The organism is Enterobacter vonholyi, assembly GCF_040834095.1.
GTDB classification, from domain to species: Bacteria; Pseudomonadota; Gammaproteobacteria; order Enterobacterales; family Enterobacteriaceae; genus Enterobacter; species Enterobacter vonholyi.
The window spans coordinates 3,855,027-3,881,158 of sequence record NZ_CP162152.1; the positions used below are offsets into that span (position 1 = coordinate 3,855,027).

Consider the following 26,132-nt stretch of genomic DNA (forward strand, 5'->3'; position numbering starts at 1 on the left):
TCAACCTCAAACGGCCCTAGTTCAGTTCAATGGCGAAGTAGTCACGCGCATTGTTAAAGCAGATGTTTTTCACCATTTCGCCCAGCAGCTGGATATCCGCTGGCGCTTCGCCTGCGTGCACCCAGCGGCCAATCATCTGGCACAGAATGCGGCGGAAATATTCATGACGGGTATAGGACAGGAAGCTGCGGCTGTCGGTCAGCATGCCGACAAAGCGGCTTAGCAGGCCAAGCTGCGCCAGCTGCGTCATCTGACGTTCCATACCGTCTTTCTGATCGTTGAACCACCAGCCGGAGCCGAACTGCATCTTGCCCGGCATCCCTTCGCCCTGGAAGTTGCCGACCATGGTACCCAGCACTTCGTTATCGCGCGGATTCAGGCAGTACAGGATGGTTTTAGGCAGCAGATTTTGTTCATTCTGTTTGCTCAAAAGTTTGGACAGCTCTTCTGCCAGCGGACGGTCGTTGATGGAGTCGAAGCCTACATCCGCACCAAGCAGCTTAAACTGGCGCTGGTTGTTATTGCGCAGCGCACCGATATGGTACTGCTGTACCCAGCCGCGACGGGTATATTCCGCACCGAGGAACACCAGTACCGCCGTTTTGAACTGCGCCACTTCGTGCTCGCTAAGCGATTCACCGGAGAGACGACGTGCCAGAATGCTGTCCAGCTCGGCCTCGTTTGATTCTGCAAACAGCACCACGTCCAGCGCGTGGTCAGAGACTTTACAGCCGTGCGCCGCGAAGTGATCCAGACGTTTGGTCAGCGCGGTTTGCAGGTCGGTGAAACGACGGATGTCGGTATCGGACACTTCCGCCAGCTTCGCCATGTAGTCGGCGAAGGTAGCCTGCTCAATGTTGAAGGCTTTGTCCGGGCGCCAGCTTGGCAGCACTTTGATATCAAAAGAGGTGTCTTTGGCGATAACCGCATGATGCTCCAGAGAGTCAATCGGATCGTCGGTGGTGCCCACCATCTTCACGTTCATCTGCTTCATGATGCCGCGCGCGGAGAAGTTATCCTGCGCCAGCAGGGCGTTGCAGCGCTCCCAGATTTCATCGGCGGTCGTTGGGGAGAGAAGTTTGCCGGTGATGCCAAACGGACGGCGAAGCTCAAGGTGCGTCCAGTGGTAAAGCGGGTTGCCGATGGTGTGCGGAACAGTCGCCGCCCAGGCGTCAAACTTCTCGCGGTCGGTCGCATCGCCGGTACACAGGCGCTCAGCCACGCCGTTGGTGCGCATGGCGCGCCATTTGTAGTGGTCACCCTTCAGCCAGATGTCATACAGGTTTTTGAAGCGATAATTTTCGGCAACCTGCTGCGGCGGTAAATGGCAGTGGTAGTCGAAAATCGGCTGGTCTTTTGCGTAGTCGTGGTACAGGCGGCGAGCAAATTCGGTATCTAACAGAAAATCGTCGGTCATAAACGGCGTCATTATCGTCTTCCTCATTACGGGAGCGCAGAAAGCGTATGTTCATATGCTGCAAAGTTATCACACCAATTTCCACCAGCCGACGTTTTTTTCGTGAGTGAGATCAATAAACGTCAACAAATAAATTACCCTCAATGGAGTAAACCCTTCTACAAGCCGCATCATTACTGGCTTTGCGCTCAGCAATTAATGCCCCCACAAAGAATCATACATTTGTGATGTCACTCACCTTTTAAAGTTGTATGACAAGTTATCTTTTCGCCGTCGCAAACTATAAGCCGACGGAATGCATTCCTGGTGTCAGATACACCAGATTTAACGGTACGGATACCGACTTATGCACGCTTACTTATGGCAAGGTTCGGGCCGTTCCGGGACATGCTCCCGGCTGCGCCCCTCCCGTTACACAACTGCTCCCGGAAACGGTCGAGAGGTTGCCGCGTTCTGGCGCGGAAATAACATAACGATGAGGTTTTAGATGCGTAAAATTAAAGGGTTACGTTGGTATATGATCGCACTGGTGACGTTAGGCACCGTGCTGGGCTACCTGACGCGTAACACCGTGGCAGCAGCAGCGCCAACGTTGATGGAAGAGCTGCATATCTCCACGCAGCAATACTCCTACATCATTGCCGCCTATTCCGCGGCTTATACCATCATGCAGCCTGTTGCTGGCTATGTGCTGGACATTCTCGGTACCAAAATCGGTTATGCCTTCTTCGCCATCGCCTGGGCGGTGTTCTGCGGAGCCACCGCGCTGGCGGGAAGCTGGGGCGGCCTGGCGCTGGCGCGCGGCGCGGTAGGTGCAGCTGAAGCCGCCATGATCCCCGCAGGGCTGAAAGCCAGCTCCGAGTGGTTCCCGGCAAAAGAGCGTTCCATTGCGGTCGGTTACTTCAACGTCGGCTCGTCCATCGGGGCGATGATTGCACCACCGCTGGTGGTGTGGGCTATCGTGATGCACAGCTGGCAGATGGCGTTCATCATCTCTGGCGTGCTGAGCTTTGCGTGGGCCATGGCGTGGCTGATTTTCTATAAACATCCGCGCGATCAGAAAAAACTGTCTGAAGAAGAACGCGAGTACATCATTGGTGGTCAGGAAGCGCAGCATCAGACCAACAACGGCAAAAAAATGACCGTCTGGCAGATCCTGGGCACCCGTCAGTTCTGGGGTATCGCCCTGCCGCGTTTCCTGGCCGAGCCGGCATGGGGTACCTTCAACGCGTGGATCCCCCTGTTCATGTTTAAAGTCTACGGCTTTAACCTGAAAGAGATCGCGATGTTCGCCTGGATGCCGATGCTGTTCGCTGACCTGGGCTGTATCGTGGGCGGATACCTGCCACCGCTGTTCCAGCGCTGGTTTGGGGTGAACCTGATTGTTTCCCGTAAAATGGTAGTGACCATGGGCGCGCTGCTGATGATTGGCCCGGGCATGATCGGCCTGTTCACCAGCCCGTATGTGGCTATCGCCCTGCTGTGCATCGGCGGATTTGCTCACCAGTCCCTGTCCGGCGCGCTGATTACGCTCTCCTCTGACGTCTTTGGCCGTAACGAAGTGGCCACCGCCAACGGCCTGACAGGGATGGCCGCCTGGACCGCGAGTACGATGTTTGCGCTGGTGGTCGGCGCACTGGCGGATACCATCGGCTTCAGCCCGCTGTTCGCCGTGCTGGCTATTTTCGACCTGCTGGGCGCTGTGGTGATCTGGACGGTGCTGAAAAGCAAGTCGGCAGAGGAGCTGGCAAAAGAGTCCCTTGGGAAACCGGCTACGCAAAGTTAGCGAAAATGTGTTTCCCCTAAGCCGCCTCCAGGCGGCTTTTTTAATGGCAAAATCTGGAGAGTGGCACGCAAAAGTGGTATAACAAATCATCTGCCGTACCCTGCCTGGAGCGCATATGGAAATCACCGAACCACGTCGTTTATATCAACAACTTGCTGCCGAGCTGAAAGATCGCATCGAGCAAGGAGTCTATCTTGTCGGTGATAAACTTCCCGCCGAGCGCTTCATTGCGGATGAAAAAAGCGTCAGCCGCACCGTGGTGCGCGAAGCCATCATCATGCTGGAAGTGGAAGGCTACGTTGAGGTACGCAAAGGCTCCGGCATTCACGTGATTTCTAATCTGCCGAAACACTCTCCCGTCGCGGACGAAAGTCTGGAATTCGCCAGCTACGGTCCGTTTGAGCTGCTCCAGGCTCGCCAACTGATCGAAAGCAATATTGCTGAGTTTGCGGCGACGCAGGTGACCAAGCAGGACATCATGAAGCTGATGGAAATCCAGGAGAATGCCCGTAAGGAAAAATGTTTCCGCGATTCAGAGTGGGATCTGCAGTTTCACGTCCAGGTCGCCCTGGCAACCCAAAATACGGCGCTGGCGGCAATCGTTGAGAAAATGTGGACTCAGCGCGTTCATAACCCGTACTGGAAGAAACTGCACGACCATATCGATTCCCGTACCGTCGACAACTGGTGTGACGATCACGATCAAATCCTTAAGGCGCTGATTCGTAAAGATCCCCATGCCGCTAAGCTGGCGATGTGGCAGCATCTGGAAAACACCAAGCAGATGCTGTTCAATGAAACCAGCGACGACTTCGAATTTAACGCTGACCGCTATCTTTTCGCCGATAATCCCGTTGTTCATCTCGATACGGCCCCCAGTGCCGCAAAATAGATGACCTTCCCGCTGGCAGGCGCCTCGCTGCGCCTTCTGGCTCCAGTGGGTAAGCAAAACATATATAGTGTCAGCCTTTGTAAATCCCCTCGCTCACTTCCTGGGCTTACGCCAAAATCAACTCACGCCTGCAAATTCTGTGACGCAGAACGTTGGGCTTTGTTACAATTGGATTCACTTCGTTATTTTGTAAGTTAGTGCTTGCTAACCAGCCACTTAACAGGGAAACGTGTTGGCCACACCGCAATGTGTCCGCGAGCGACCATAATGAAATCACAACAATGTCGCCGTGCTGTTTGCCCCGGATAACAGGCGTGACGTTAACCGATTTCCAGGAACACTGAATGGAACTTTTGACCCAACTACTGCATGCCCTTTGGGCGCAGGATTTTGAAACGCTGGCCAACCCTTCCATGATTGGCATGCTCTATTTCGTCTTGTTTATGATCCTGTTCCTTGAGAACGGTTTGCTGCCTGCTGCCTTCCTGCCTGGTGACAGTTTGCTGGTGCTCGTCGGCGTGCTGTGTGCCAAAGGGGCGATGGCGTTTCCGCAAACTATTTTATTACTGACCGTCGCGGCCAGCCTCGGCTGCTGGGTGAGCTACATCCAGGGTAGATGGCTGGGCAATACCCGGATCGTCCAGAACTGGCTCTCGCACCTGCCTGCACATTATCATCAGCGGGCGCACCACCTTTTCCATAAGCACGGGCTTTCCGCGCTGCTGATTGGCCGCTTTATCGCGTTTGTACGTACGCTGTTGCCGACCATTGCCGGTCTGTCGGGGCTGAGCAGCGCCCGCTTCCAGTTCTTTAACTGGATGAGCGGTCTGTTATGGGTGCTTATTCTGACAACGCTCGGCTATGCGTTGGGTAAAACGCCGGTGTTTATGAAATATGAAGACCAGCTGATGTCCTGCCTGATGCTGCTGCCTGTGGTTCTGCTGGTCTTCGGCCTGATCGGCTCTCTGGTCGTGCTGTGGAAAAAGAAATACGGAGCCAGAGGCTAACGATGGCTATCTCACCGCTTGCCCTGCGCCGTTTTGCCTGTGCCGTGATTACACTGGTGGTGCTCAGCGCCATGCTGCTGGCATGGAGCGCGCTTTCGCACCAGGAATCCACGCTTGCCATTCGCCCGGTGAACCAGGGTGCCAGCGTGCCTGACGGTTTTTCTGTCTGGCACCATCTGGATGCGAACGGGATCCGCTTTAAAAGCATCACTCCGCAGGACGACGTTTTACTGATCAAGTTTGATTCCCGTGCGCAAAGTGCCGCCGCGAAAGTGGTTCTCGACCGTACGCTGCCGTACGGGTATATCATTGCCCAGCAGGAAGATGAGAGCCAGCCTGCAGCCTGGCTCTCGTTGATTCGCGATACGTCGCATCGGTTTGGATAACTTCCAAGATTCCGAATCTTTTCACTCACTTTGGTGAATCCCCCGTTTACTTACTATGCTTAAGTACGCGGAGCACCCCTCGACTGTACTCCGCATAACTTTGGATAGCGGCTTACGCCGCAACACAATGGAAGGTTTCGATAATGAAATTCCGCATGACTCTGGCTCTGGCCCTTTTTTCTTTAAGCACAGCATCCTTCGCAAACTCTCTTTGTCAGGAGAAAGAACAGGATATTCAGCGTGAGATCGGTTATGCCGAAAAGCATAACAATCAGCACCGTGTTGACGGTCTTAAAAAAGCGCTGAGCGAAGTGAAAGCGAACTGTTCAGACAGCAAGCTTCGTGCCGACCACAAGAAGAAAATCGCTGAACAGAAGGACGAGATAGCCGAGCGCCGTCGCGACCTGCAGGAAGCGAAAGAGAAAGGAGATGCGGATAAAATTGCTAAGCGCGAGAAGAAGTTGAAAGAAGCGCAGGACGACCTGAAAGCGCTGGAAGCTCGCGATTATTGAGTTAACGGAAATCTCAACAGGAGAAAGAATCATGTCAAAAGATACGACGTCTGAACATCTGCGCGCTGAACTGAAATCCCTGGCCGATACCCTTGAAGAGGTGCTGAACTCCTCTGCTGATAAGTCAAAAGAAGAGGTCAGTAAGCTGCGCAGCAAGGCGGAGCAGGCCCTGAAAGAGAGCCGCTACCGCCTGGGTGAAACCGGTGATGCACTGGCGAAACAGACCCGCGAAGCGGCTGCCCGCGCGGACGAATACGTTCGTGATAATCCATGGACGGGTGTAGGAATTGGTGCCGCAGTGGGTGTGGTACTGGGTGTCCTTCTGACGCGTCGTTGATATGGAAGATCCTCGTCACGCACAAGGGCCTGCTAACAACGTCCTCGGCATCGGCCAGCGTATTTTAACAACGCTGGTCGGGATTGCCGAAACGCGCGTCCGGCTGGCAGTGGTTGAGCTGGAAGAGGAGAAAGCCAACCTCTTCCAGATGCTGCTGATGCTCGGACTGACCATGCTCTTCGCCGCGTTTGGTCTGATGAGTCTGATGGTGTTAATCATCTGGGCCATTGACCCGCAGTATCGTCTTAACGCCATGATTGCCACCACCGTCGTTCTGCTGGTAGCAGCGTTGATTGGCGGTATCTGGACGCTGCGTAAAGCGCGTAAGTCCACGTTCCTGCGCCATACGCGTCAGGAGCTGGCTAACGACCGCGCCCTGCTGGAGGATGACAAGCCGTGAGTGGTAAAGCCGAACGTCAAAAGCGAAAAGCGTACCTGCTAAGCCAGATCCAGCAGCAACGGCTGGATCTGTCGGCCAGCCGTCGCGACTGGATTGACGCGACGCGACGGTTTGACCGAGGCTGGAACACCTTCCTGAGCCTGCGTTCATGGGCGCTGGTCGGCAGCAGCGTGATGGCTATCTGGACGGTTCGTCATCCAAATATGCTCATCCGCTGGGCGCGCCGTGGGTTTGGTGCCTGGAGCGCCTGGCGTCTGGTGAAAGCAACGTTGCGGCAGCAGCAATTACGCTAGCCTTATCGCCGGGTGGCGTAGCCGCCACCCGGCAAAATCCTCCCCCTCCCTTACTCAATATCTTTGAAGAAGATTGACAGTTTTCCTTGCTAACAATTGCCACCCGCCCCGTTTATTATCCTCTCCATCGACAGCAACGACGCGGTATCTACCCGGAATTGCAGACAAATAACGTTCAGCCGCTGATGTGGTTTCCTGGAGAGTAAAATGAAAAAATTAGAAGATGTTGGTGTACTGGTAGCGCGTATTCTGATGCCAATTCTGTTCATCGTGGCAGGTTGGGGAAAAATCACCGGTTATGCGGGTACCCAGCAGTATATGGAAGCCATGGGCGTTCCGGGATTCCTGTTGCCACTGACCATTCTTCTTGAGTTCGGCGGCGGCCTGGCAGTCCTGTTCGGCTTCCTGACCCGCACTACCGCGCTGTTTACCGCAGGCTTCACCGTGCTGACGGCTTTCATCTTCCACAGCAACTTTGCGGAAGGCGTGAACTCTCTGATGTTCATGAAAAACCTGACCATCGCGGGTGGCTTCCTGCTGCTGGCCGTCACTGGCCCGGGCGCATACAGCATCGACCGCGTTCTGAATAAGAAATGGTAAGCACGCTATACTGAATGAACTCAAAGCGAGGAGACATCTCCTCGCTTTTGCTATCTGACGGAGGAGAAAAAATGGGACAACTCGTAGACGGCGTATGGCAGGATGTCTGGTATGACACCAAATCCACCGGAGGTCGCTTCAAGCGCTCAGTTTCGGCCTTCCGTAACTGGCTGACCGCCGACGGTGCCCCCGGCCCGAGCGGCGAAGGCGGCTTCGCGGCTGAGAAAGACCGTTATCATCTTTATGTTTCCCTTGCCTGCCCGTGGGCGCACCGCACGCTAATTGTGCGCAAGCTCAAAGGTCTCGAATCCTTAATTCCGGTTTCAGTCGTCAACCCGTTGATGCTGGAAAACGGCTGGACGTTCGACAGTGATTTCCCTGCGGCAACCGGCGACGAACTGTATCACCACGATTTCCTGTACCAGCTCTATCTGCACGCCGATCCGCACTACACCGGGCGCGTGACCGTGCCTGTGCTGTGGGACAAGAAAAACCAGACGATTGTCAGCAATGAGTCTGCGGAAATCATCCGCATGTTCAATACCGCATTTGATGCGCACGGCGCTCGTGCCGGAGATTATTACCCGGTTGAATTGCGCGATAAGATTGACGAGCTGAACGGCTGGATTTACGACAACGTCAACAACGGTGTCTACAAGGCCGGTTTCGCCACCAGCCAGGAAGCGTATGACGAAGCGGTCGGGAAGGTGTTTGAATCACTGGAACGCCTGGAACAGATCCTGGGCCAGCATCGCTACCTGACGGGCGATCGCCTGACGGAAGCGGACATTCGCCTGTGGACCACGCTGGTTCGCTTTGATCCGGTCTATGTCACCCACTTTAAGTGCGATAAACACCGCATCAGCGACTACCTGAACCTGTATGGTTTCCTGCGCGACATCTACCAGATGCCGGGTATCGCCGAGACGGTCGACTTCGACCATATTCGCACCCACTATTTCCGCAGCCACAAGACCATCAACCCGACGGGTATTATCTCCATCGGCCCGTGGCAGAACCTGGATGAACCGCACGGGCGCGACGTCCGATTTGGATAAATATTAAGGGCATCAATAGATGCCCTTTTTTAATTCACAATCTCCATCTATCCTTACTTTGATTGCTTAGAAAACAAGTGATTGACCGATTATTGAGGCAAGGAAAATGGACTGGTATCTGAAAGTACTGCGCAACTACATTGGATTTGGTGGCCGCGCCCGCCGCAAAGAGTACTGGATGTTCGTTCTGGTGAACTTCATCCTCATCATGGTGCTGGGTATTGTGGATAAAATTCTTGGCTGGGAGCGGGCTGGCGGTGAAGGCGTGCTGACCACCATTTATGGCCTGTTAGTCCTGCTGCCATCGTGGGCGGTACTGTTCCGTCGGCTGCACGATACCGATCGTTCGGCGTGGTGGTTATTGCTGCTGTTAATCCCGATCGTGGGCTGGATCGTGATTTTGATTTTCAACTGTCAAAGCGGGACGCCGGGCGAAAACCGCTTTGGTCCCGATCCTAAGATCGGCGCGTAAATTACTGCCCGGTGGCGCTTACGTTTACCGGGCCTGTACGCTTATTTGTTGTGGTGCGCAAAGAGCTTTGGAATTTCTCGCAGGCACCACGATTTGGCTTCGCCCATGCTGTCGCGACGCCACGCCATAATGATATCCACTTCGCTGGTGTACTCCGGGCTCACAACCCGCAGTCGTCCTTCCGCAATATCTTTTTCCACAAACGGGTACGGCATCGTCGCCACGCCCAGACCGGCCAGCAGCGCCTGCCGTTTGTCCTCCAGCGAGGTCACCGTCAGACGAGGCTGTTTATCCAGCAGCTGCACCGTCAGCACCGGACGCTCGCGCGCGGTATCCGCTACCGCTACGCCGCGATACTTCACTCGTGTGACTTCAGAGAGCGGCTCGGGCTCCTGATGAATCGGATGGTTGGGGGCGGCAACATAAACGTTCATCACACTGTAGAGCTTGCGCGAGTTGATTTCTGAAGATGAGCGGAAGTGCATGTCCGGCGCAATAACGATATCTGCCCTGCCCGTCTCCAGACGTTCCCACGCCCCTGCCAGCACCTCGGTGATGATGGACAGCTGCGTATTGGCCTTCGCCGCCAGGCGGTCCACCAGCGGGAACAGCGCTTCGGTCGGCACCAGCGCTTCGGTCACGAGCGTGAGATGGGTTTCCCAGCCGCGCGCCAGCGCTTCGGCGTCTGTCGTCAGCTTGTCCGCTGCTTCCAGCAGTACGCGGCCGCGCTCCAGCAGCATTCGGCCCACGTTGGTGAATTTTGTTCGATGACCGGAGCGGTCAAAAAGCACCACGTCCAGCTCTTCTTCCAGCTTCTGCATGGTGTAGCTCAGCGCAGACGGAACGCGCCCCAGTTCATCGGCCGCCGCCGCAAAACTGCCGCGCCGGTCAATCGCGTCCATGACGCGAAGCGCCTCAAGCGTCAATGCTCTCTCTTTAGCCATCTCGTTCTCATTCAGGAAATTTGAACATACCGGGCAGAATATCTGGCTAACAATGAAGCGTCCATACCTTTACCATTGTTTTAGTGTAAAGAGAGGTCAAGTTTATGATTACGACAAGAACAGCTAAACAGTGCGGACAAGCCGATTTCGGTTGGCTGCAGGCCCGCTACACCTTTTCCTTTGGACACTACTTTGACCCTAAACTCCTCGGTTACGCTTCACTGCGCGTGCTGAACCAGGAAGTGCTCGCCCCGGGCGCCTCCTTCCAGCCGCGTACGTACCCGAAAGTCGATATCCTGAACCTGATCCTGGAAGGCGAGGCAGAATACCGCGATAGCGAGGGCAATCATGTCCAGGCAAAGGCTGGCGAAGCGTTGTTAATTTCCACGCAGCCGGGCATCAGCTACAGCGAGCATAACCTCAGCAAAGATAAAACGCTGACCCGCATGCAGCTGTGGCTCGACGCCTGCCCTGAGCGGGAAAATCCGCTGGTACAGAAGTTAGATTTAACGGGCGATAAGCAGCAGCTGATTGCATCGCCGGACGGCAGTACAGGTAGCCTGCAGCTGCGCCAGCAGGTGTGGCTGCATCATATCGAACTGAAGAAAGGTGAACAGGCGAGCTTCCAGCTTCACGGTCCGCGCGCCTATCTACAGTCTATTCACGGTACGGTGCATGCGGTGACGCACACGGAAGAAAAAGAAGCCCTCACCTGCGGCGACGGGGCGTTTATTCGTGATGAAGCGAATATCACGCTGGTGGCAGATACTCCGCTGCGCGCGCTGCTGATTGATTTGCCGGTTTAGAGAATGCCCTCACGTTAACCCTCTCCCAACGGGAGAGGGAACCGCTCGAGCCTCGGCAGAATTATCCGGCGCCGTACGCAACGACGAAATCACTCTGCCAGCGCGTTGGCCATATCAGTTCTAATCTGTTTACGCTGTTCCGGCGTTAATACCTGGCTGACGTCGAAGTAATATTTCACGCGGTAATAACGGGTCTGCTCTTCAATTTTGCTAAAGGCGGCAAGCTGGCTTTTGACCGTGCTTTCGTCCCATTTACCCGCCTGGAACATGTCGACCAGCGCGCCGTCCTTTACGCCCGTCATCGGGATCTTGCTGACATTTTGTTCCAGCTGCTTATGCAGATCTTCAATCTTCTTAACCTGCTCATTGCTGAGCTTCAGGTGCTGTACCAGCGGATCCTGCGATGGAGACGGAGCAGCCTCAACGTTCGCGGCCTGTGCCGTAAAACTGCACACTGCCAGCGAGGCGGCGATCAGCGCAATACGGGTCATTTTCATCATCTTACTGTCCTTACATGCTGTGATAGGAAAAGCGGGCATTGTTTTTCAAGAGCGGATGAATATGTGTGAGTAATTATATAAACAATTTTGTATGTTTCGCGGGCAAAAACATGCCCCCTGGGTTGAGGGGGCATGAGCACTCACATTTAGATTGACTGGGTAAACGTTCGAGAAATCACGTCCTGCTGCTGTTCCCGCGTCAGCGCATTAAACCGCACCGCATAGCCTGAAACGCGTATCGTCAGGTTCGGGTAATTCTCCGGATGCGCAATGGCATCGAGGAGCATCTCCCGGTTCATCACGTTAACGTTCAGGTGCTGCCCGCCCTCGATAGACGCTTCGTGATGGAAGTACCCGTCCAGCAGCCCCACCAGGTTGGTTTTGCGCACCAGCTCGTCCTTGCCCAGCGCCTGCGGCAAGATAGAGAAGGTGTAGGAGATCCCGTCTTTGGCATAGGTGAACGGCAGCTTGGCGACCGACGTTAACGAGGCCACCGCCCCTTTCCTGTCGCGCCCGTGCATCGGGTTTGCGCCTGGGGCAAACGGCGTGCCGCCGCGTCGTCCGTCCGGCGTGTTCCCGGTCTTCTGGCCGTAAACCACGTTAGAAGTGATGGTCAGGATCGACTGGGTCGGCACCGCGTTGCGGTAGGTTGGCAGCGCCTGAATTTTCTTCATAAAGCGCTCCACCAGGTCGCAGGCAATGCTGTCCACACGGTCGTCGTTGTTGCCGTACTGCGGATAGTCCCCTTCAATCACGAAATCGACCGCCAGGCCGGTATGGTCGCGCACCGGCTTCACCGTAGCGTATTTAATCGCCGACAGGGAATCCGCTGCCACCGACAGCCCGGCAATGCCGCAGGCCATGGTGCGATAGACATCCCGGTCGTGCAGCGCCATCAGCGAGGCTTCGTAGCTGTACTTATCATGCATGTAGTGAATGAGATTCAGGGCGCTGATGTACTGCACCGCCAGCCAGTCCATAAAGTGATCGAGACTCGCCATCACGGTGTCGTAATCCAGCACGTCGTCCAGCAGCGGCTCGGTTTTTGGCCCGACCTGGATCTTCAGCTTTTCGTCCACCCCACCGTTGATCGCGTACAGCAGCGTTTTGGCAAGGTTGGCGCGCGCGCCAAAGAACTGCATCTGCTTGCCGATCACCATCGGGCTGACGCAGCAGGCAATGGCATAATCGTCGCTGTTGAAGTCCGCACGCATCAGATCGTCGTTCTCATACTGCAGAGAAGAGGTGACGATCGATACCTGCGCGGCGTATTTCTTGAACGCGATCGGCAACTGTTCTGACCAGAGGATCGTCAGGTTAGGCTCCGGCGCGGGTCCCATGGTGTGCAGGGTATGCAGATAGCGGAAGCTGTTTTTGGTCACCAGCGTGCGTCCGTCCAGCCCCATGCCGGCGATCACTTCCGTCGCCCAGATCGGATCCCCGGAGAAGAGCGTGTCGAACTCCGGCGTGCGCAGGAAACGCACCATGCGGATCTTCATGATGAAGTGGTCGATCAGCTCCTGCGCCTGCACCTCGCTCAGCCGCCCCGCCTGCATGTCGCGTTCGATGTAGATATCGAGGAACGAGGCCGTGCGCCCCAGCGACATCGCCCCGCCGTTCTGGGATTTCACCGCTGCCAGGTAGGCAAAATAGACCCACTGCACCGCTTCCTGGGCGTTCATAGCCGGACGAGAGATATCAAAGCCATAGTTGGCCGCCATCTGCTGGATCTGCAGCAGCGCGCGCCTGTGCTCCGCCAGCTCTTCGCGCAGGCGGATCGTTGCCTCCAGATCTTCGCCGCGCTCCAACCTGCCCTGCAGATCGGCAAACTGAAGTTCACGTTCGCGTACCAGATAGCTGATGCCGTAGAGCGCCACGCGGCGGTAATCACCGATGATGCGTCCGCGCCCGTAGCCGTCCGGCAAACCGGTCAACACGCCGGATTTACGACAGCGCATCATCTCAGGGGAATAGACGTCAAACACCCCCTGGTTGTGGGTTTTGCGCAGCTCGGTAAAGAGATATTCAAACTGCGGATCCATCTCCCGCCCGTAGGCCTCAAACGAGCTGCGGATCATGTTGATCCCACCGTACGGGTGCAGCGCACGCTTGAGAGGCTTATCGGTTTGCAGGCCGACGATCGTCTCCAGATCCTGGTCGATATAGCCAGGCCCATGAGCCGTAATGGTGGTGGCAATGTTGGTGTCGAAATCCACCGGGGCGTGGGTGGCATTCTCCTGGCGAATGCCGACCATTACCTTCTGCCACAGCGCCGTCGTTGCTGGCGTCGCCTGCGCGAGGAAAGCTTCATCGCCTTCATAAGGGGTGTAGTTATGCTGAATAAAATCGCGGACGTTGACGGCGTTTTTCCATTCTTCACCGCGAAACGCGGCCCATGCGTCGCTGTAGGGCGCGACGCCCGTATCGATTGTTACTTTCATGTGTTTCTCGCTTTATCAGGCGTAAGCCGCGGCCGGGGTAACCTTTCCAAGACGGAGGGCGTCCAGCGCGATCATTTTTTCTTCGTTGGTAGGGATAACCGCGCAGGCCACGCGGGACGATTCGGTGGAAATCACGCGCTCTCCCGCGCTCCCCGGCAGGGCATTTTTGGCGTCGTCGAGGATGATGCCGAAGACTTTCAGATGTTCCGCCACCAGCGCGCGGACAAGCTTCGAATTTTCGCCAATGCCGCCGGTAAAGACCACCCCATCCAGGCGGTGCAGCGACGCCGCGTGCCCGGCGATATGCCGCGCAATGCGGTGCACGAAGGTATGGATAGCCAGCTGCGCCCGCTCGTTGCCTTCGTGCCAGGCTTTCTCCAGCGTACGTAAATCGGAGGAGATGCCGGAGATCCCCAGCAGCCCGGACTCTTTATTGACCACGCGCTCCAGATCCTCGAACGACTGGCCAGTCTGCTGGGCAATCCACGCCATCGCGCCGAAGTCCACGTCGCCGCAGCGCGTCCCCATTACCAGCCCTTCCAGCGGCGTCATCCCCATCGAGGTGTCGACGCTTTCGCCGTTGCGCACCGCGCAGATGGAGGCTCCGTTGCCGAGATGGGCAATCACCAGGCCGCTGTCATCGGGGGACAGCCCGAGAAGCGTATGCGCCTGCGCGGCTACGTAGCGGTGAGAGGTGCCGTGGAAGCCGTAGCGGCGCACGCCCAGCTCTTCAAAATAGCGGTACGGCAATCCGTACAGATACGCCTGCGGCGGCAGCGTCTGGTGGAAGCTGGTATCAAATACCGCCACCTGCTGCACGCCCGGGAACAGACGCTCTGCGGCTTCCACGCCGCTCAGGTTGGCGTAGTTATGCAGTGGCGCCAGCGGGGAAACCTGTCGGATCTGCGCGATCGCCTCTTCCGTGATCAGGGTCGACTCGCTGAAGAGATTTCCCCCGTGCGCAATGCGGTGGCCAATTAAGGCCACGCTGCTCATCAGGTTACGCTTCTCCAGCTCAAGGGCGATGGCAGCCAGCGCCCCTTCGTAGTCCTGGTGAGCCAGTCTGGCCGGCTCACCCCCGTTCACGGAAATAAAGGCCTTCTCGGTGTTGATCCCTTCTGCGATGCCCGTCATCAGGGCATCGCAGCTGTTGGCGTCGAGCACCGAAAACTTAACAGAGGACGACCCGCAGTTAATAACCAGTACAACCGGAAACTCAATCATCATGTGACTCCGCTCTTCCTGAGCAATGGTTTAGAACAGTTTGTAAACGATATTCAGAATGGTCAGCAGGCCGACCGCGGTAACGAAGACGTTCTCGGTACGCCCTTTGTATTTCGCCAGCGCCGGTGCCTTGCGGATGGCATACATCGGCAGCAGGCACAGCAGAGAGGCGATGATTGGTGCGCCCATGGCTTCAATAAGGTCGAGAATGTTCGGGTTGGCGTAGGCCACAACCCAGGTGGAGCCCATAATGAACACCATGCTGATGGTGTTCAGTTTGCCAACAGAGACTTTCTTCTTGTCGCCCTTGTAGCCGAACTTGAGTATCAGACCATTCAGACCTTCCAGCGTGCCCAGATAGTGCCCGAAGAAGGATTTGAAGATAGCAACCAGCGCGATGATGGAGGCACCGTATTCCAGCACCGTCGCGAACGTCGATTTTGTTCCGGACATTGACGCAAAGTGGTTCGCCAGGTAAGAGAGCACCGGAATGTTCTGTGCCTTGGCGTCCGCCATGTTCTGCGGAGAGAGCGTAAACAGGCAGCTAAAGGCGAAGAACATCACCACAGCCACCATCAGCAGGCTGGCGCGGCCGATGATTTTGGAACATTTCTGCTCGGTGAACTCTTTACCGAACTCCGGCTCGTACTCTTCGCGCTTGGAGACCACGAAAGAGGAGACGATAGGCGAGAAGTTGAAGGAGAAGACCATGATGGAGATACCCAGCCACACGGTGACCAGAATGCCGTCATGACCGGTAAAGGCGATATCGCTCAGGTTGACCTGGTCGATCACCGCCGAGTTCCAGTAAGGGATCAGCGACAGGGAAATCAGCACCAGGCTGGCAATAAACGGGAACACCAGGAAGCTCATTACCTTCACCATCAGGTCTTTACCAAACCAGATAACAAAGGCCATCAGCAGCAGCAGGAACAGCGCCACCACGCCGCGGTTCAGCGCAGGCAGCTGGAGCTGGTTTTCCCAGAAGGTCATAAAGGTGTTGGTAATGGTGACGCCGTAAATCCACAGCAGCGGGCAAATGGCGAAGAAGTAGAGGAACGTAATGACCACCCCACCCGTTTTACCAAAGTGCTCTTCCACCGTTTCGGTGATGTTGCCGGAGACATTGCTGCCGGACAGGCAGAGGCGCGCCAGCGCGCGGTGACAGTAAAACGCTATCGGGAACGCGAGAACCAGCATCAGCAGGATAGGGATTAATCCGCCAAAGCCCGCGCGGATGGGGAAGAACAGCACGCCTGCGCCAATGGCGGTACCAAACAGGCCAAGCGTCCAGGTGGTATCAGACTTACGCCAGGAGGACGTTTTTGTCTGGCCAACGATAATGCTTTCTGTGTTGCTCATAGGTCACCTTTATGCGTCAACGAAGCCGGTAATTTGGGAAACACGGGAGAGATCGATATTGCCGCCGGAAATAATGCAGACGGTTTTACGACCCTGAATATAGTGATCAAGCCTGCCGCTTAATAACGCGGCACAGGCCAGCGCGCCGGCACCTTCTGTCACTACTTTATTTCGCTGAATAAGCGCGATCATGCTGTCGCGAATGTTGTCTTCGCTCACCAGCACAATGTCATCGACCAGTTCACGAACGATCTCGAAGGTTAATTTCCCCGGGCGAGAGACATCGCAGCCGTCGGCTAACGTGCCGGTAACGCGATGGTTGGTTATTTCTCCGGCATGCCAGGAGGCAGCCATTCCGTGCACGTTTTCAGACTGTACGCCGATGATATTAATGGTGGGATTGATGGATTTAATTGCCGTTGCAATCCCGGCAATGAGTCCACCGCCGCCGATAGGCACAATGACGTTATCCACGTCATATAAATCTTCAAGAATTTCCAGACCGATGGTGCCCTGCCCGGCGATGACTTTTGCATCGTCGTAAGGGGGAATAAAAATACGCCCTTCCATCTCGACGATTTCGCTGACTTTGGCGATGGTGTCGTTGAAGTTCTCGCCGTGCAGCACGACTTCCGCCGAGTAGTCGCGCGTCGCGGCCACTTTAGACTTCGGCGCCCCCATCGGCATCACCACTTTGCCGTCGATGCCAAGCATGGCGCAGGAGAGAGACACCCCCTGCGCGTGGTTCCCCGCGGAGCAGGCGACAACGCCTTTGCGTTTTTCAGCGTCGGTCAGTGAGCTTAATTTGTTAAACGCGCCGCGGATCTTAAACGAGCCGGTACGCTGCATGTTCTCGAACTTCAGGAATATTTCGCCCTTGCAGCGTTCGCTGAGATAATTCGAGCGCGGCATACCGGTTTTATATATTTTTCCTGCCAGTCGTTTTCTGGCGTCCTGAATATCTTCAATGGTTACAGGGAGATCGTAGGTAATATGCATAATATCCTCGTTATAATAATTCATTCTTTTTCAGGCAAAGTCAGGGTGTCAGCGCGTTAACACGTTAACGCGCTGGGTGTTTTAAAATAAATACTAATTATTCATCGTCGTCTTTCGATATTCATCGACGAATACTGTTTTGCCAGCTCAACTAATACTGACGCCGATTTTTTAATCCTGTAATTTTTAGACCACACGGCGGCATAACGCGCCACGGGTAATTCATCTTCCACGGGCAGCACAATAAACTGGTCGGAACCGAATGGCGCAATCATGTCGCGGGGAATCACCGTCAGATAATCGGCATTCAGGACAAGGTTATAAATGGTGACGACCGAATCGGTCTGGACGATGTTTTCGATGCTGATGTGGTTGTCTTGCAGGGTGGTCAGAAGTTCTTTGTAGTAGCCCATATCGGTTTGCGGCATCACCCACTGCTCGTGCGTGAGCGATGCCAGTGTCGTCGGGCCGGTGCACGTTCGCGTTTTACTGGCGACCAGCACAAATTCGGACTCAAACAGCGGTTCGACATGCAGATCCTGTAGCAACATTTCATCGCTCAGGGTGCCGATAGCGAAATCCAGACGACCGTCGCGAATGGCCGGGAGGAAAGAGGAGAGCTGGGCTTCATACATCGAGACGCGTGCTTTCGGGAACACTTCCTTGAATTTTTTGATCATCTCAGACAGGAAGGTAAAGCCGATCAGCGACGGGTAGCCAAAGGAGACGTCCATAACGGTGCTGAAGCTCAGGCTGTTAATTTCACTCACCATGTTTTTCATTTCGCGGGTGATCGACTCTGAGTACGAGAGCAGAACCTGGCCCGCGGCAGTGAGTTTTACGCCTGTGTTTTTACGCACCATCACTTCCACGCCGAAGTAGGACTCAATATCGCTGATGATTTTGCTGACTGCAGGTTGCGTCAGGCCCAGCTGCCTTGCTGCAGAACCTATGGAGCCACTTTTAATGACTTCCTGAAATACCACGAGGTGCTGTGTTTTCGGTAGAATAATAGTGTTCATAATATTCTGCGCTTATTTCCCTATGACGGGGTGAATTCTACTCAATAATGTTTAAAGGGGTATGTGCTGTTACTCACAATTTGCTTTCCCGGCCCTTTATCCCACACACCAAAAACAAAATAAAATCGTTATACTTCATTAACATATAACGATATAAATATGCCACTACGCTGACATTGATCAATAAAAATAGCGGTAATAAATTAATTTTATGGCGATAACCCGGATAAATTTTACCGTCCGGAAAAAATCAATAAAGACGATATTTCAGGCAATTAAAGGACAATAAATAACCGCTATTTGTTTGAAACATTCTTTCAATTTATCAATTTTTTCTAACGCGAATTTTCAGGCTTGCGGAAAAGAGTGGAATACGTCACATATTCACGGGATAAATGTATTTAATTTCAATATATGCATATCAAACAAGAAAAATTTTGCGATCATTAAGATAACAATATTAACAAATTACCAATACTGTAAATCTTCTGTTTTTTAGCGTGAAATTTTGTGATGACGATCGTCAACAGATGCAGGAACGATACTGAAGGAGCAAAAACAGTGAAATGTGCTTAATGTCGCAAATATGAGAATTGATGTCGTTTGTTCGGTTGCCGGGCGGCGCAGCGCTTACCCGACCAGCAACATTCAGAAAGCAAAAACCCCGCCGAAGCGGGGTTTTTTAAGAAGTGAAACTGACCGATAAGCCGGGTTCTGTCGTGGACAGTCATTCATCTAGGCCAGCAATCGCTCACTGGCTCAAGCAGCCTACCCGGGTTCAGTACGGGCCGTACCATGTGAACCCCTATTTGGCCTTGCTCCGGGTGGAGTTTACCGTGCCACGGACTGTTACCAGCCGCGCGGTGCGCTCTTACCGCACCCTTTCACCCTTACCTGATCCCGCTTGCGCGGGCCATCGGCGGTTTGCTCTCTGTTGCACTGGTCGTGGGTTTCCCCCCCAGGCGTTACCTGGCACCCTGCCCTATGGAGCCCGGACTTTCCTCCCCTCCGCCCGTCTCCCCCGAAAGGGACGACGACGAAGCGGCGACTGTCTGGTCAGCTTCGGCGCGCAGTATAGAGGGTTTGCACGCCGCTGTCACCCTCAGGTATGGGAAAGCCGTGATTAACGCGCCACTTCCACCTTCGCCAGTTTTTCGTAATAGCATGCAATCGCGCTGTGATCTGCCGTGCCCAGGCCATCGGCACGCAGCGCCTGCATCATCTCCATGACCGCTGCGGTCAGCGGCAGCTGTGCGCCCACGCCGTGTGACGTATCCAGCGCGTTCGCCAGATCTTTGATATGCAGGTCGATGCGGAAACCGGGTTTGAAATTACGCTCCATGACCATCGGCGCTTTGGCATCCAGCACGGTGCTACCCGCCAGACCGCCGCGAATAGCCTGGTAGACCAGGTCCGGATTGACGCCCGCTTTGGTTGCCAGCGTCAGCGCTTCAGACATGGCGGCAATGTTGAGTGCCACAATCACCTGGTTTGCCAGCTTGGTCACGTTACCCGCCCCAATCTCTCCGGTGTGTACCACGGAGCCCGCCATCGCTTTCATCAGGTCGTAGTATCTATCGAAAACGGCTTTATCACCGCCGACCATCACCGACAACGTGCCGTCGATCGCTTTCGGCTCACCGCCGCTGACCGGCGCATCCAGCATATCGACACCCTTTGCCTTTAGCGCCTCGCTGATTTCACGGCTTGCAAGCGGTGCGATAGAGCTCATATCGATCAGCACCAGGCCAGGCTTCGCGCCCTCGATAATGCCGTTTTCACCCAGCGCGACCTCTTTTACATGCGGGGAGTTAGGCAGCATGGTGATGATGACATCGCACTGCTCGGCAATGGCTTTCGCGGTGGTGGCTGTTTCTGCGCCAGCCGCTATCACCTCAGCCACGGCCTGTGGATTATGATCGGAGACCACCAGCGAGTAACCTGCTTTGATGAGGTTCTTACTCATTGGTTTACCCATGATCCCCAGGCCAATAAAACCCACTTTCAGCGTCATAATCTGTTTCCTCAATGATGGTTATTTTTTAAAAGCGTCCGCTAATTTCTGCGTGGCCGAGCGGAATACGCCGAGGTCGCTGCCGACGGCAACAAACGTGGCTCCCCACTCCAGATAGCGACGGGCGTCAGCCTCAACCGGTGCCAGAATGCCGCACGGTTTGCCGTGTGCTTTAGCGCGGGCAAAAATGTGCTGGATCGCGCGCTGCACGTCAGGGTGGCTGGCATTACCCAGATGGCCAAAGGCGGCAGCCAGATCGCTTGGGCCAACGAAGATACCGTCCACGCCATTGGTGCCTGCAATCGCATCGACGTTATCAACGCCCTGCTGGCTCTCAATCTGAACCAGAATGGTGATGTTGCTGTTGGACTGCGCGAAGTAGTCCGGCACGGTGCCAAACATATTGGCGCGATGCGAAATGGAAACGCCGCGGATCCCTTCTGGCGGATAGCGCGTAGAGGCTACGGCCAGTGCCGCTTGTTCTTCCGTCTCCACAAACGGGATCAGGAAGTTATAGAAGCCGATATCCAGCAGGCGCTTGATAATCACCGGCTCGTTGGTGGGGACACGCACTACAGGGGCGCTGTGGCTGCCTTTAAGCGCCATCAGCTGCGGAATAAAGGTGCTGATATCGTTCGGCGCATGTTCGCCGTCCAGCACCAGCCAGTCGAAACCAGCCAGGCCCAGCACTTCGGTGCTGATAGGATTTGCCAGCGCGGACCAGCAGCCAATCTGAATCTGGTGTGCCGCGAGGGCCGCTTTAAATTTATTCGGGAAGATATCGTTACTCATCGTATTTACCTTTTTAATTCGCAGCCTATATCAGCATCATTTTATTTATTCAGACACCGCACCAGCATTATATTTATTATTCTGACGTATTTTGGCGTTATAAAATCGTCATTCAGTATAAGACGCAATCCACAACCACACATTGTTTTAATGCTCAAGTATTGCGTTACACTTCGATAAATTTTTTTTGCATATGCACAAGGCGCTGGGCGCTAATGCACAGAATCAGGCATTACTGGTTCTGGAGCGATCGAGATCACATTTTCATATCCCCTATGCTGACATGCTTTATTTCTGAAAGCCGCGTATTTATTTCTACTATTTTAAAATTGGCTGAATTTATTATCAGATACTTTGCTGGAGAATACTTAACAATGGCCGACATTGAAATTCGACAGTCATCGCCGACGGCGTTTTATATAAAAGTCAACGACACCGATAATGTGGCGATTATTGTAAACGATAATGGCTTAAAAGCGGGTACCCGCTTTCCGGACGGGCTGGAACTGATTGAGCATGTTCCGCAGGGACATAAAGTCGCCCTGGTGGATATCCCTGTTAACAGCGAAATCATACGTTACGGTGAAGTCATCGGCTATGCCGTTCGATCTATACCACAGGGGAGCTGGGTTGAGGAGTCGCTGGTGGCGCTGCCGGAAGCGCCGCCGCTAAACACGCTTCCGCTGGCGACTCGCGTACCGGAACCGCTTCCTCCGCTGGAGGGCTATACCTTCGAAGGCTACCGCAACGCGGACGACAGCGTCGGCACCAAGAATCTGCTCGGCATTACCACCAGCGTGCACTGCGTGGCGGGCGTAGTGGATTACGTGGTGAAAATCATCGAACGCGATCTGCTGCCGAAATACCCGAACGTCGACGGCGTGGTTGGCCTGAACCACCTCTACGGCTGCGGCGTGGCGATTAACGCCCCCGCTGCCGTAGTGCCTATCCGTACCATCCACAATATCGCCCTGAACCCCAACTTTGGCGGCGAGGTGATGGTCATTGGCCTCGGCTGTGAAAAATTGCAGCCAGAACGCCTGCTGCAGGGTACCGAGGATGTCAAAGCCATCCCGGCAGACGAGGCCAGCATCGTGCGTCTGCAGGACGAGCGCCACGTCGGTTTCCGCTCAATGGTCGACGATATTTTGCAGGTAGCAGAACGCCATCTGGACAAGCTCAACCGCCGCCAGCGCGAAACGTGCCCGGCCTCTGAGCTGGTTGTGGGCACCCAGTGCGGCGGCAGCGATGCCTTCTCCGGCGTGACGGCCAATCCGGCGGTGGGCTTTGCATCCGATCTGCTCGTTCGCTGCGGCGCAAAGGTGATGTTTTCCGAGGTAACCGAAGTGCGTGATGCCATCCATCTGCTCACACCACGCGCCGTTAATGAAGAGGTCGGCAAGCGCCTGCTCGAGGAAATGGCCTGGTACGATAGCTATCTCGATATGGGCAAAACCGACCGCAGCGCCAATCCCTCCCCCGGGAACAAAAAAGGCGGCTTGGCCAACGTAGTGGAAAAAGCCCTCGGGTCGATTGCCAAATCCGGCCAGAGCGCGATTGTGGAAGTGCTCTCTCCGGGCCAGCGCCCGACGAAACGCGGCCTGATCTACGCGGCAACGCCGGCCAGCGATTTCGTCTGCGGCACGCAGCAGGTGGCATCCGGCATTACGGTGCAGGTCTTTACCACCGGGCGCGGCACGCCGTACGGCCTGATGGCGGTACCGGTGATCAAGATGGCGACCCGCACCGAGCTGGCAAACCGCTGGTATGACTTAATGGATATCAACGCGGGCACTATCGCCACCGGGGAAGAGAGCATTGAGGACGTGGGCTGGAAACTGTTCCACTTCATTCTGGATGTCGCCAGCGGGCGGAAGAAAACCTTCTCGGATCAATGGGGATTACATAATCAGCTGGCGGTGTTCAACCCGGCACCGGTGACGTGATTCATATTCCCAACCGCACCGAACGGTCCCCTCTCCCCTATGGGGAGAGGGTTAGGAAGAGGGGAAGGCCCCCTTAAACCAGCACCACCTCAATCCCGCTTTTTCGGAGCCCTTCCAGACTCTCCGCCGGAATGCCTTCATCGACAATAATCATATCAATCCTTTGCGTATCAATGATTTTATGCAGACTTGAGCGGTTAAATTTGCTGGAGTCCGTGACAACGATAATACGCTCCGCCACCTCGCACATTTTGCGGTTAAGGCGGGCTTCGTCTTCGTTATGCGTACTTACGCCGCGGTCGAGATCGATGGCGTCAACGCCGAGGAACAGCAGGTCAAAATGGTAATTCTGTAGCGACTGTTCTGCCTGGTCACCGTAGAAGGATTGCGACTGACGGCGCAGGTGCCCGCCGGTCATCAGCAATTCCACCCCTTCCGCTTCCAGCAACGCATTCGCCACGTTCATCCCGTTGGTCATCGCAATCACGTCCGTGTGCTGGCGCAGCATGCGGGCGATTTCATACGTCGTGGTGCCGGAGTCCAGAATAATACGGTGCCCGGGTTTGACCAGCGCGGCAGCGGCCTGCGCGATACTGCGCTTCACCGCCGTATTCAGCGAGCTTTTATCCTCCACGGAAGGCTCAGCGCCCGGTACATTGCCTTCGCAAATCAAAGCCCCGCCGTAGGCGCGAACGGCAATACCCTGCTTCTCCAGAAACGCCAGGTCGTTGCGGATCGTCACCGTCGATACGCCGTACAGATGAGACAGATCGTTAACCTGCACGCTTCCCTGCGCCCGCAACCGCTGAATGATCTGCTCTCGCCTTTCACTGGTGCCGGTGATGCGCTTTTCCGCGGATGAATCGGTGCTGCTCATACGAGCTCCTTAATAAATAGCCTTTCGTTTCATTTCGTTTTGCCTATTAAGGCCTTTCTTTTTCGGGAATGCAAGTCCCGCCTTACGTACAGACGCAAGCCAACACTGCGCTGAAACCTTTCATTATGTTTCTTTTGTGAAACAGATCGGAAAACTATTATCTTTCGTTTTATTTTTATATCACCATGATGCAGGATTAAATGAAACAAAACGAAAGACAAGTATCATTGCCATCCGAAATGGAGAGGAAAGTGAAACATCTGACAGAAATGGTGGAACAACATAAACGAGGGAATTCGAACGGGATCTATGCCGTCTGCTCCGCACATCCGCTGGTACTTGAAGCTGCAATTCGTTACGCGCATTCGCATCAGACGCCGCTGCTGATCGAGGCGACCTCCAACCAGGTGGATCAATTTGGCGGCTATACCGGCATGACGCCTGCGGATTTTCACGCGTTTGTCTGCCGGCTGGCCGAGTCGCTCGGTTTTCCGACATCACAGCTGATACTCGGCGGCGATCATCTGGGCCCTAACCGCTGGCAAAATCTCCCTGCGGAACAGGCGATGGCAAATGCCGACGATCTGATCAAAAGCTATGTTTCCGCCGGATTCAAAAAGATCCACCTGGACTGCAGCATGTCCTGCGAGGACGACCCGGTTCCCCTGACCGACGCGATCGTCGCCGGACGCGCCGCACGCCTGGCGAATATTGCCGAAGCGACCTGTCGCGAGCAGTTTGGTGAATCCGATCTGGTCTACGTTATCGGCACGGAAGTGCCGGTTCCCGGTGGCGCGCACGAGACGCTCACCGAACTTGCCGTCACCACGCCGGACGCGGCCCGCGCCACGCTTGAAGCGCACCGCCACGCGTTCGAAAAGGAAGGCTTAAGCGACATCTGGCCGCGCATTATTGGCCTGGTGGTCCAGCCTGGCGTGGAGTTCGACCACGCGCACGTCTGCGACTATCAGCCGCAGAAAGCCGTTGCCCTGAGCAAAATGGTTGAAGCTTACGACACGCTGGTGTTTGAAGCGCACTCCACCGACTACCAGACGCCGCAGGCGCTGCGCCAGCTGGTTAACGATCACTTTGCCATTCTGAAAGTTGGCCCCGCCCTGACCTTCGCCCTGCGCGAGGCGCTGTTTTCGCTGGCCGCCATTGAAGAGGAGCTGCTGCCGGCAAAAGCCAGCTCCGGCCTGCGTCACGTGCTGGAAAACGTCATGCTCGACCGTCCGGAATACTGGCAAAGCCATTACCACGGTGACGGCAACGCGCGTCGCCTGGCGCGCGGCTACAGCTACTCAGACCGCGTGCGCTACTACTGGCCGGACAGCCAAATTGACGACGCCTTTGCACGGCTGGTGCGTAACCTGGCAGACGAGCCTGTTCCTCTGCCGCTGATCAGCCAGTACCTGCCGCTGCAGTACAGCAAAGTTCGCGAGGGCGCTCTCAAGTCAACGCCACGGGAACTCATCATCGACCACATTCAGGACATACTCCAGCAGTACCACGCCGCCTGCGAAGGCGTAACGACTCAAAACGCATAATTAAAAAAGAGGAAAACTCTATGCCAAACATTGTTTTATGCCGCATCGACGAACGCCTGATCCACGGTCAGGTGGGCGTGCAGTGGGTGGGGTTTGCGGGGGCAAACCTGGTGCTGGTCGCTAACGATGAGGTCGCTGAGGATCCGGTTCAACAGAACCTGATGGAAATGGTGCTCGCAGAAGGGATCGCCGTGCGCTTCTGGTCGCTGCAAAAGGTGATCGACAACATTCACCGCGCCGCTGACCGCCAGAAAATCCTGCTGGTCTGCAAATCACCCGCCGATTTTCTGAAGCTGGTCGAGGGCGGCGTGCCCATCACCCGTATCAACGTCGGAAACATGCACTACGCCAGTGGCAAACAACAAATTGCCAAAACGGTCTCTGTCGACGCGAACGATATTGACGCGTTCAACGGCCTGAAAGCGGCCGGTGTGGAATGCTTCGTTCAGGGCGTTCCAACAGAAACTGCTTTGGATCTCTTTAAACTGCTCTGAGGGA

26 protein-coding genes and 1 other RNA gene are annotated in these 26,132 nt (G+C 55.2%); 15 read left to right on the top strand and 12 right to left on the bottom strand.

Annotated features, from left to right (window positions below):
- Positions 1-16 precede the first annotated feature (16 nt).
- Positions 17-1,429 (bottom strand): glucuronate isomerase, encoded by a 1,413-nt coding sequence (gene uxaC, locus AB3N39_RS18035; protein ID WP_367896935.1) that lies wholly within the window; start codon positions 1,427-1,429, stop codon positions 17-19.
- Between the two features lie 475 nt (positions 1,430-1,904).
- Between uxaC and AB3N39_RS18040 the strand changes: the two genes are divergently transcribed.
- The 11 genes from AB3N39_RS18040 to AB3N39_RS18090 all read left to right on the top strand — a co-directional run bounded on the left by AB3N39_RS18040 (position 1,905) and on the right by AB3N39_RS18090 (position 9,160).
- The gene (locus AB3N39_RS18040) at positions 1,905-3,203 is read left to right on the top strand and encodes an MFS transporter (RefSeq protein ID WP_024906406.1); all 1,299 of its coding nucleotides are present in this window, start codon (positions 1,905-1,907) and stop codon (positions 3,201-3,203) included.
- 115 nt (positions 3,204-3,318) lie between these two features.
- Complete coding sequence (gene exuR, locus AB3N39_RS18045; RefSeq protein ID WP_023615584.1) at positions 3,319-4,095, top strand: transcriptional regulator ExuR; 777 nt, start codon at positions 3,319-3,321, stop codon at positions 4,093-4,095.
- A gap of 344 nt (positions 4,096-4,439) precedes the next feature.
- Entirely contained in the window at positions 4,440-5,102 is a 663-nt protein-coding gene (yqjA, locus tag AB3N39_RS18050) for a DedA family general envelope maintenance protein YqjA (RefSeq protein ID WP_008503144.1), read from the top strand.
- Between the two features lie 2 nt (positions 5,103-5,104).
- Complete coding sequence (mzrA, locus tag AB3N39_RS18055) at positions 5,105-5,488, top strand: EnvZ/OmpR regulon moderator MzrA (protein ID WP_367896936.1); 384 nt, start codon at positions 5,105-5,107, stop codon at positions 5,486-5,488.
- A 143-nt stretch (positions 5,489-5,631) separates the two neighbouring features.
- A complete protein-coding gene (locus tag AB3N39_RS18060; RefSeq protein ID WP_149367590.1) occupies positions 5,632-6,000 on the top strand; it encodes a DUF1090 domain-containing protein in 369 nt (122 codons plus the stop codon).
- Between the two features lie 31 nt (positions 6,001-6,031).
- Complete coding sequence (locus AB3N39_RS18065) at positions 6,032-6,337, top strand: YqjD family protein (RefSeq protein ID WP_008503141.1); 306 nt, start codon at positions 6,032-6,034, stop codon at positions 6,335-6,337.
- Position 6,338: 1 nt separating this feature from the next.
- Entirely contained in the window at positions 6,339-6,737 is a 399-nt protein-coding gene (locus tag AB3N39_RS18070; protein ID WP_014885329.1) for a phage holin family protein, read from the top strand.
- Positions 6,734-7,030 carry a YqjK-like family protein gene (locus tag AB3N39_RS18075; protein WP_111964937.1) on the top strand — a complete coding sequence of 99 codons (297 nt, stop codon included), beginning with the start codon at positions 6,734-6,736 and terminating at the stop codon, positions 7,028-7,030. The genes AB3N39_RS18070 and AB3N39_RS18075 overlap by 4 nt, the downstream gene beginning before the upstream one ends.
- A gap of 207 nt (positions 7,031-7,237) precedes the next feature.
- Entirely contained in the window at positions 7,238-7,630 is a 393-nt protein-coding gene (locus tag AB3N39_RS18080; RefSeq protein ID WP_023309292.1) for a DoxX family protein, read from the top strand.
- A gap of 71 nt (positions 7,631-7,701) precedes the next feature.
- Entirely contained in the window at positions 7,702-8,688 is a 987-nt protein-coding gene (locus AB3N39_RS18085) for a glutathione S-transferase family protein (protein WP_136195046.1), read from the top strand.
- A 106-nt stretch (positions 8,689-8,794) separates the two neighbouring features.
- A complete protein-coding gene (locus AB3N39_RS18090; RefSeq protein ID WP_023294635.1) occupies positions 8,795-9,160 on the top strand; it encodes a DUF805 domain-containing protein in 366 nt (121 codons plus the stop codon).
- Between the two features lie 41 nt (positions 9,161-9,201).
- Here the strand turns inward: AB3N39_RS18090 and yhaJ are convergent, their stop codons facing one another.
- Positions 9,202-10,104 carry a DNA-binding transcriptional regulator YhaJ gene (gene yhaJ / locus AB3N39_RS18095; protein ID WP_008503135.1) on the bottom strand — a complete coding sequence of 301 codons (903 nt, stop codon included), beginning with the start codon at positions 10,102-10,104 and terminating at the stop codon, positions 9,202-9,204.
- Between the two features lie 104 nt (positions 10,105-10,208).
- Here yhaJ and AB3N39_RS18100 point away from each other — a divergent pair, with 104 nt between their 5' ends.
- Complete coding sequence (locus AB3N39_RS18100; RefSeq protein WP_115876325.1) at positions 10,209-10,910, top strand: pirin family protein; 702 nt, start codon at positions 10,209-10,211, stop codon at positions 10,908-10,910.
- A gap of 89 nt (positions 10,911-10,999) precedes the next feature.
- On the opposite strand, the gene AB3N39_RS18105 is transcribed toward AB3N39_RS18100, so the two are convergent.
- From AB3N39_RS18105 to garL, 9 genes are all read right to left on the bottom strand, one after another.
- A complete protein-coding gene (locus tag AB3N39_RS18105; RefSeq protein WP_133295180.1) occupies positions 11,000-11,410 on the bottom strand; it encodes a Spy/CpxP family protein refolding chaperone in 411 nt (136 codons plus the stop codon).
- Positions 11,411-11,556: 146 nt separating this feature from the next.
- A complete protein-coding gene (gene pflB / locus AB3N39_RS18110) occupies positions 11,557-13,851 on the bottom strand; it encodes a formate C-acetyltransferase (RefSeq protein WP_367896937.1) in 2,295 nt (764 codons plus the stop codon).
- A gap of 15 nt (positions 13,852-13,866) precedes the next feature.
- Positions 13,867-15,075, bottom strand: coding sequence for a propionate kinase (tdcD, locus tag AB3N39_RS18115; RefSeq protein WP_367897316.1), 1,209 nt, complete (start codon positions 15,073-15,075; stop codon positions 13,867-13,869).
- 30 nt (positions 15,076-15,105) lie between these two features.
- Positions 15,106-16,437: a threonine/serine transporter TdcC gene (gene tdcC, locus AB3N39_RS18120; RefSeq protein WP_127732383.1), complete on the bottom strand. Its 1,332-nt coding sequence runs from the start codon at positions 16,435-16,437 to the stop codon at positions 15,106-15,108.
- Between the two features lie 9 nt (positions 16,438-16,446).
- Positions 16,447-17,436: a bifunctional threonine ammonia-lyase/L-serine ammonia-lyase TdcB gene (gene tdcB, locus AB3N39_RS18125; protein ID WP_111965010.1), complete on the bottom strand. Its 990-nt coding sequence runs from the start codon at positions 17,434-17,436 to the stop codon at positions 16,447-16,449.
- 101 nt (positions 17,437-17,537) lie between these two features.
- The gene (tdcA, locus tag AB3N39_RS18130) at positions 17,538-18,458 is read right to left on the bottom strand and encodes a transcriptional regulator TdcA (protein ID WP_008501504.1); all 921 of its coding nucleotides are present in this window, start codon (positions 18,456-18,458) and stop codon (positions 17,538-17,540) included.
- A 687-nt stretch (positions 18,459-19,145) separates the two neighbouring features.
- Positions 19,146-19,522, bottom strand: an RNA gene (rnpB, locus tag AB3N39_RS18135) — RNase P RNA component class A.
- Positions 19,523-19,581: 59 nt separating this feature from the next.
- Entirely contained in the window at positions 19,582-20,472 is an 891-nt protein-coding gene (gene garR, locus AB3N39_RS18140) for a 2-hydroxy-3-oxopropionate reductase (protein ID WP_136195044.1), read from the bottom strand.
- Between the two features lie 21 nt (positions 20,473-20,493).
- Complete coding sequence (gene garL / locus AB3N39_RS18145) at positions 20,494-21,264, bottom strand: 2-dehydro-3-deoxyglucarate aldolase (RefSeq protein ID WP_136195043.1); 771 nt, start codon at positions 21,262-21,264, stop codon at positions 20,494-20,496.
- 374 nt (positions 21,265-21,638) lie between these two features.
- Between garL and garD the strand changes: the two genes are divergently transcribed.
- Complete coding sequence (gene garD / locus AB3N39_RS18150; protein ID WP_136195042.1) at positions 21,639-23,210, top strand: galactarate dehydratase; 1,572 nt, start codon at positions 21,639-21,641, stop codon at positions 23,208-23,210.
- Positions 23,211-23,283: 73 nt separating this feature from the next.
- Here the strand turns inward: garD and AB3N39_RS18155 are convergent, their stop codons facing one another.
- Positions 23,284-24,087 carry a DeoR family transcriptional regulator gene (locus AB3N39_RS18155; protein ID WP_133295187.1) on the bottom strand — a complete coding sequence of 268 codons (804 nt, stop codon included), beginning with the start codon at positions 24,085-24,087 and terminating at the stop codon, positions 23,284-23,286.
- A 251-nt stretch (positions 24,088-24,338) separates the two neighbouring features.
- On the opposite strand from AB3N39_RS18155, the gene kbaZ reads away from it, so the two are divergent.
- A complete protein-coding gene (gene kbaZ, locus AB3N39_RS18160; RefSeq protein WP_172621925.1) occupies positions 24,339-25,634 on the top strand; it encodes a tagatose-bisphosphate aldolase subunit KbaZ in 1,296 nt (431 codons plus the stop codon).
- 20 nt (positions 25,635-25,654) lie between these two features.
- A complete protein-coding gene (gene agaV, locus AB3N39_RS18165; protein ID WP_023309307.1) occupies positions 25,655-26,128 on the top strand; it encodes a PTS N-acetylgalactosamine transporter subunit IIB in 474 nt (157 codons plus the stop codon).
- The last annotated feature ends 4 nt before the right edge of the window (positions 26,129-26,132 follow it).

What these genes read in the sequence shown, in the direction of transcription:
- AB3N39_RS18085 (WP_136195046.1), top strand. Translation starts at nt 7,702, where the DNA reads ATGGGACAACTCGTAGACGGCGTATGGCAGGATGTCTGGTATGACACC.
- tdcA (WP_008501504.1), bottom strand. Translation starts at nt 18,458, where the DNA reads ATGAACACTATTATTCTACCGAAAACACAGCACCTCGTGGTATTTCAG.
- tdcB (WP_111965010.1), bottom strand. Translation starts at nt 17,436, where the DNA reads ATGCATATTACCTACGATCTCCCTGTAACCATTGAAGATATTCAGGAC.
- AB3N39_RS18155 (WP_133295187.1), bottom strand. Translation starts at nt 24,087, where the DNA reads ATGAGCAGCACCGATTCATCCGCGGAAAAGCGCATCACCGGCACCAGT.
- AB3N39_RS18060 (WP_149367590.1), top strand. Translation starts at nt 5,632, where the DNA reads ATGAAATTCCGCATGACTCTGGCTCTGGCCCTTTTTTCTTTAAGCACA.
- garL (WP_136195043.1), bottom strand. Translation starts at nt 21,264, where the DNA reads ATGAGTAACGATATCTTCCCGAATAAATTTAAAGCGGCCCTCGCGGCA.
- AB3N39_RS18080 (WP_023309292.1), top strand. Translation starts at nt 7,238, where the DNA reads ATGAAAAAATTAGAAGATGTTGGTGTACTGGTAGCGCGTATTCTGATG.
- AB3N39_RS18100 (WP_115876325.1), top strand. Translation starts at nt 10,209, where the DNA reads ATGATTACGACAAGAACAGCTAAACAGTGCGGACAAGCCGATTTCGGT.
- mzrA (WP_367896936.1), top strand. Translation starts at nt 5,105, where the DNA reads ATGGCTATCTCACCGCTTGCCCTGCGCCGTTTTGCCTGTGCCGTGATT.
- AB3N39_RS18105 (WP_133295180.1), bottom strand. Translation starts at nt 11,410, where the DNA reads ATGATGAAAATGACCCGTATTGCGCTGATCGCCGCCTCGCTGGCAGTG.
- garR (WP_136195044.1), bottom strand. Translation starts at nt 20,472, where the DNA reads ATGACGCTGAAAGTGGGTTTTATTGGCCTGGGGATCATGGGTAAACCA.
- garD (WP_136195042.1), top strand. Translation starts at nt 21,639, where the DNA reads ATGGCCGACATTGAAATTCGACAGTCATCGCCGACGGCGTTTTATATA.
- yhaJ (WP_008503135.1), bottom strand. Translation starts at nt 10,104, where the DNA reads ATGGCTAAAGAGAGAGCATTGACGCTTGAGGCGCTTCGCGTCATGGAC.
- uxaC (WP_367896935.1), bottom strand. Translation starts at nt 1,429, where the DNA reads ATGACGCCGTTTATGACCGACGATTTTCTGTTAGATACCGAATTTGCT.
- tdcC (WP_127732383.1), bottom strand. Translation starts at nt 16,437, where the DNA reads ATGAGCAACACAGAAAGCATTATCGTTGGCCAGACAAAAACGTCCTCC.
- AB3N39_RS18090 (WP_023294635.1), top strand. Translation starts at nt 8,795, where the DNA reads ATGGACTGGTATCTGAAAGTACTGCGCAACTACATTGGATTTGGTGGC.
- AB3N39_RS18040 (WP_024906406.1), top strand. Translation starts at nt 1,905, where the DNA reads ATGCGTAAAATTAAAGGGTTACGTTGGTATATGATCGCACTGGTGACG.
- pflB (WP_367896937.1), bottom strand. Translation starts at nt 13,851, where the DNA reads ATGAAAGTAACAATCGATACGGGCGTCGCGCCCTACAGCGACGCATGG.
- exuR (WP_023615584.1), top strand. Translation starts at nt 3,319, where the DNA reads ATGGAAATCACCGAACCACGTCGTTTATATCAACAACTTGCTGCCGAG.
- tdcD (WP_367897316.1), bottom strand. Translation starts at nt 15,075, where the DNA reads ATGATTGAGTTTCCGGTTGTACTGGTTATTAACTGCGGGTCGTCCTCT.
- AB3N39_RS18070 (WP_014885329.1), top strand. Translation starts at nt 6,339, where the DNA reads ATGGAAGATCCTCGTCACGCACAAGGGCCTGCTAACAACGTCCTCGGC.
- yqjA (WP_008503144.1), top strand. Translation starts at nt 4,440, where the DNA reads ATGGAACTTTTGACCCAACTACTGCATGCCCTTTGGGCGCAGGATTTT.
- AB3N39_RS18065 (WP_008503141.1), top strand. Translation starts at nt 6,032, where the DNA reads ATGTCAAAAGATACGACGTCTGAACATCTGCGCGCTGAACTGAAATCC.
- agaV (WP_023309307.1), top strand. Translation starts at nt 25,655, where the DNA reads ATGCCAAACATTGTTTTATGCCGCATCGACGAACGCCTGATCCACGGT.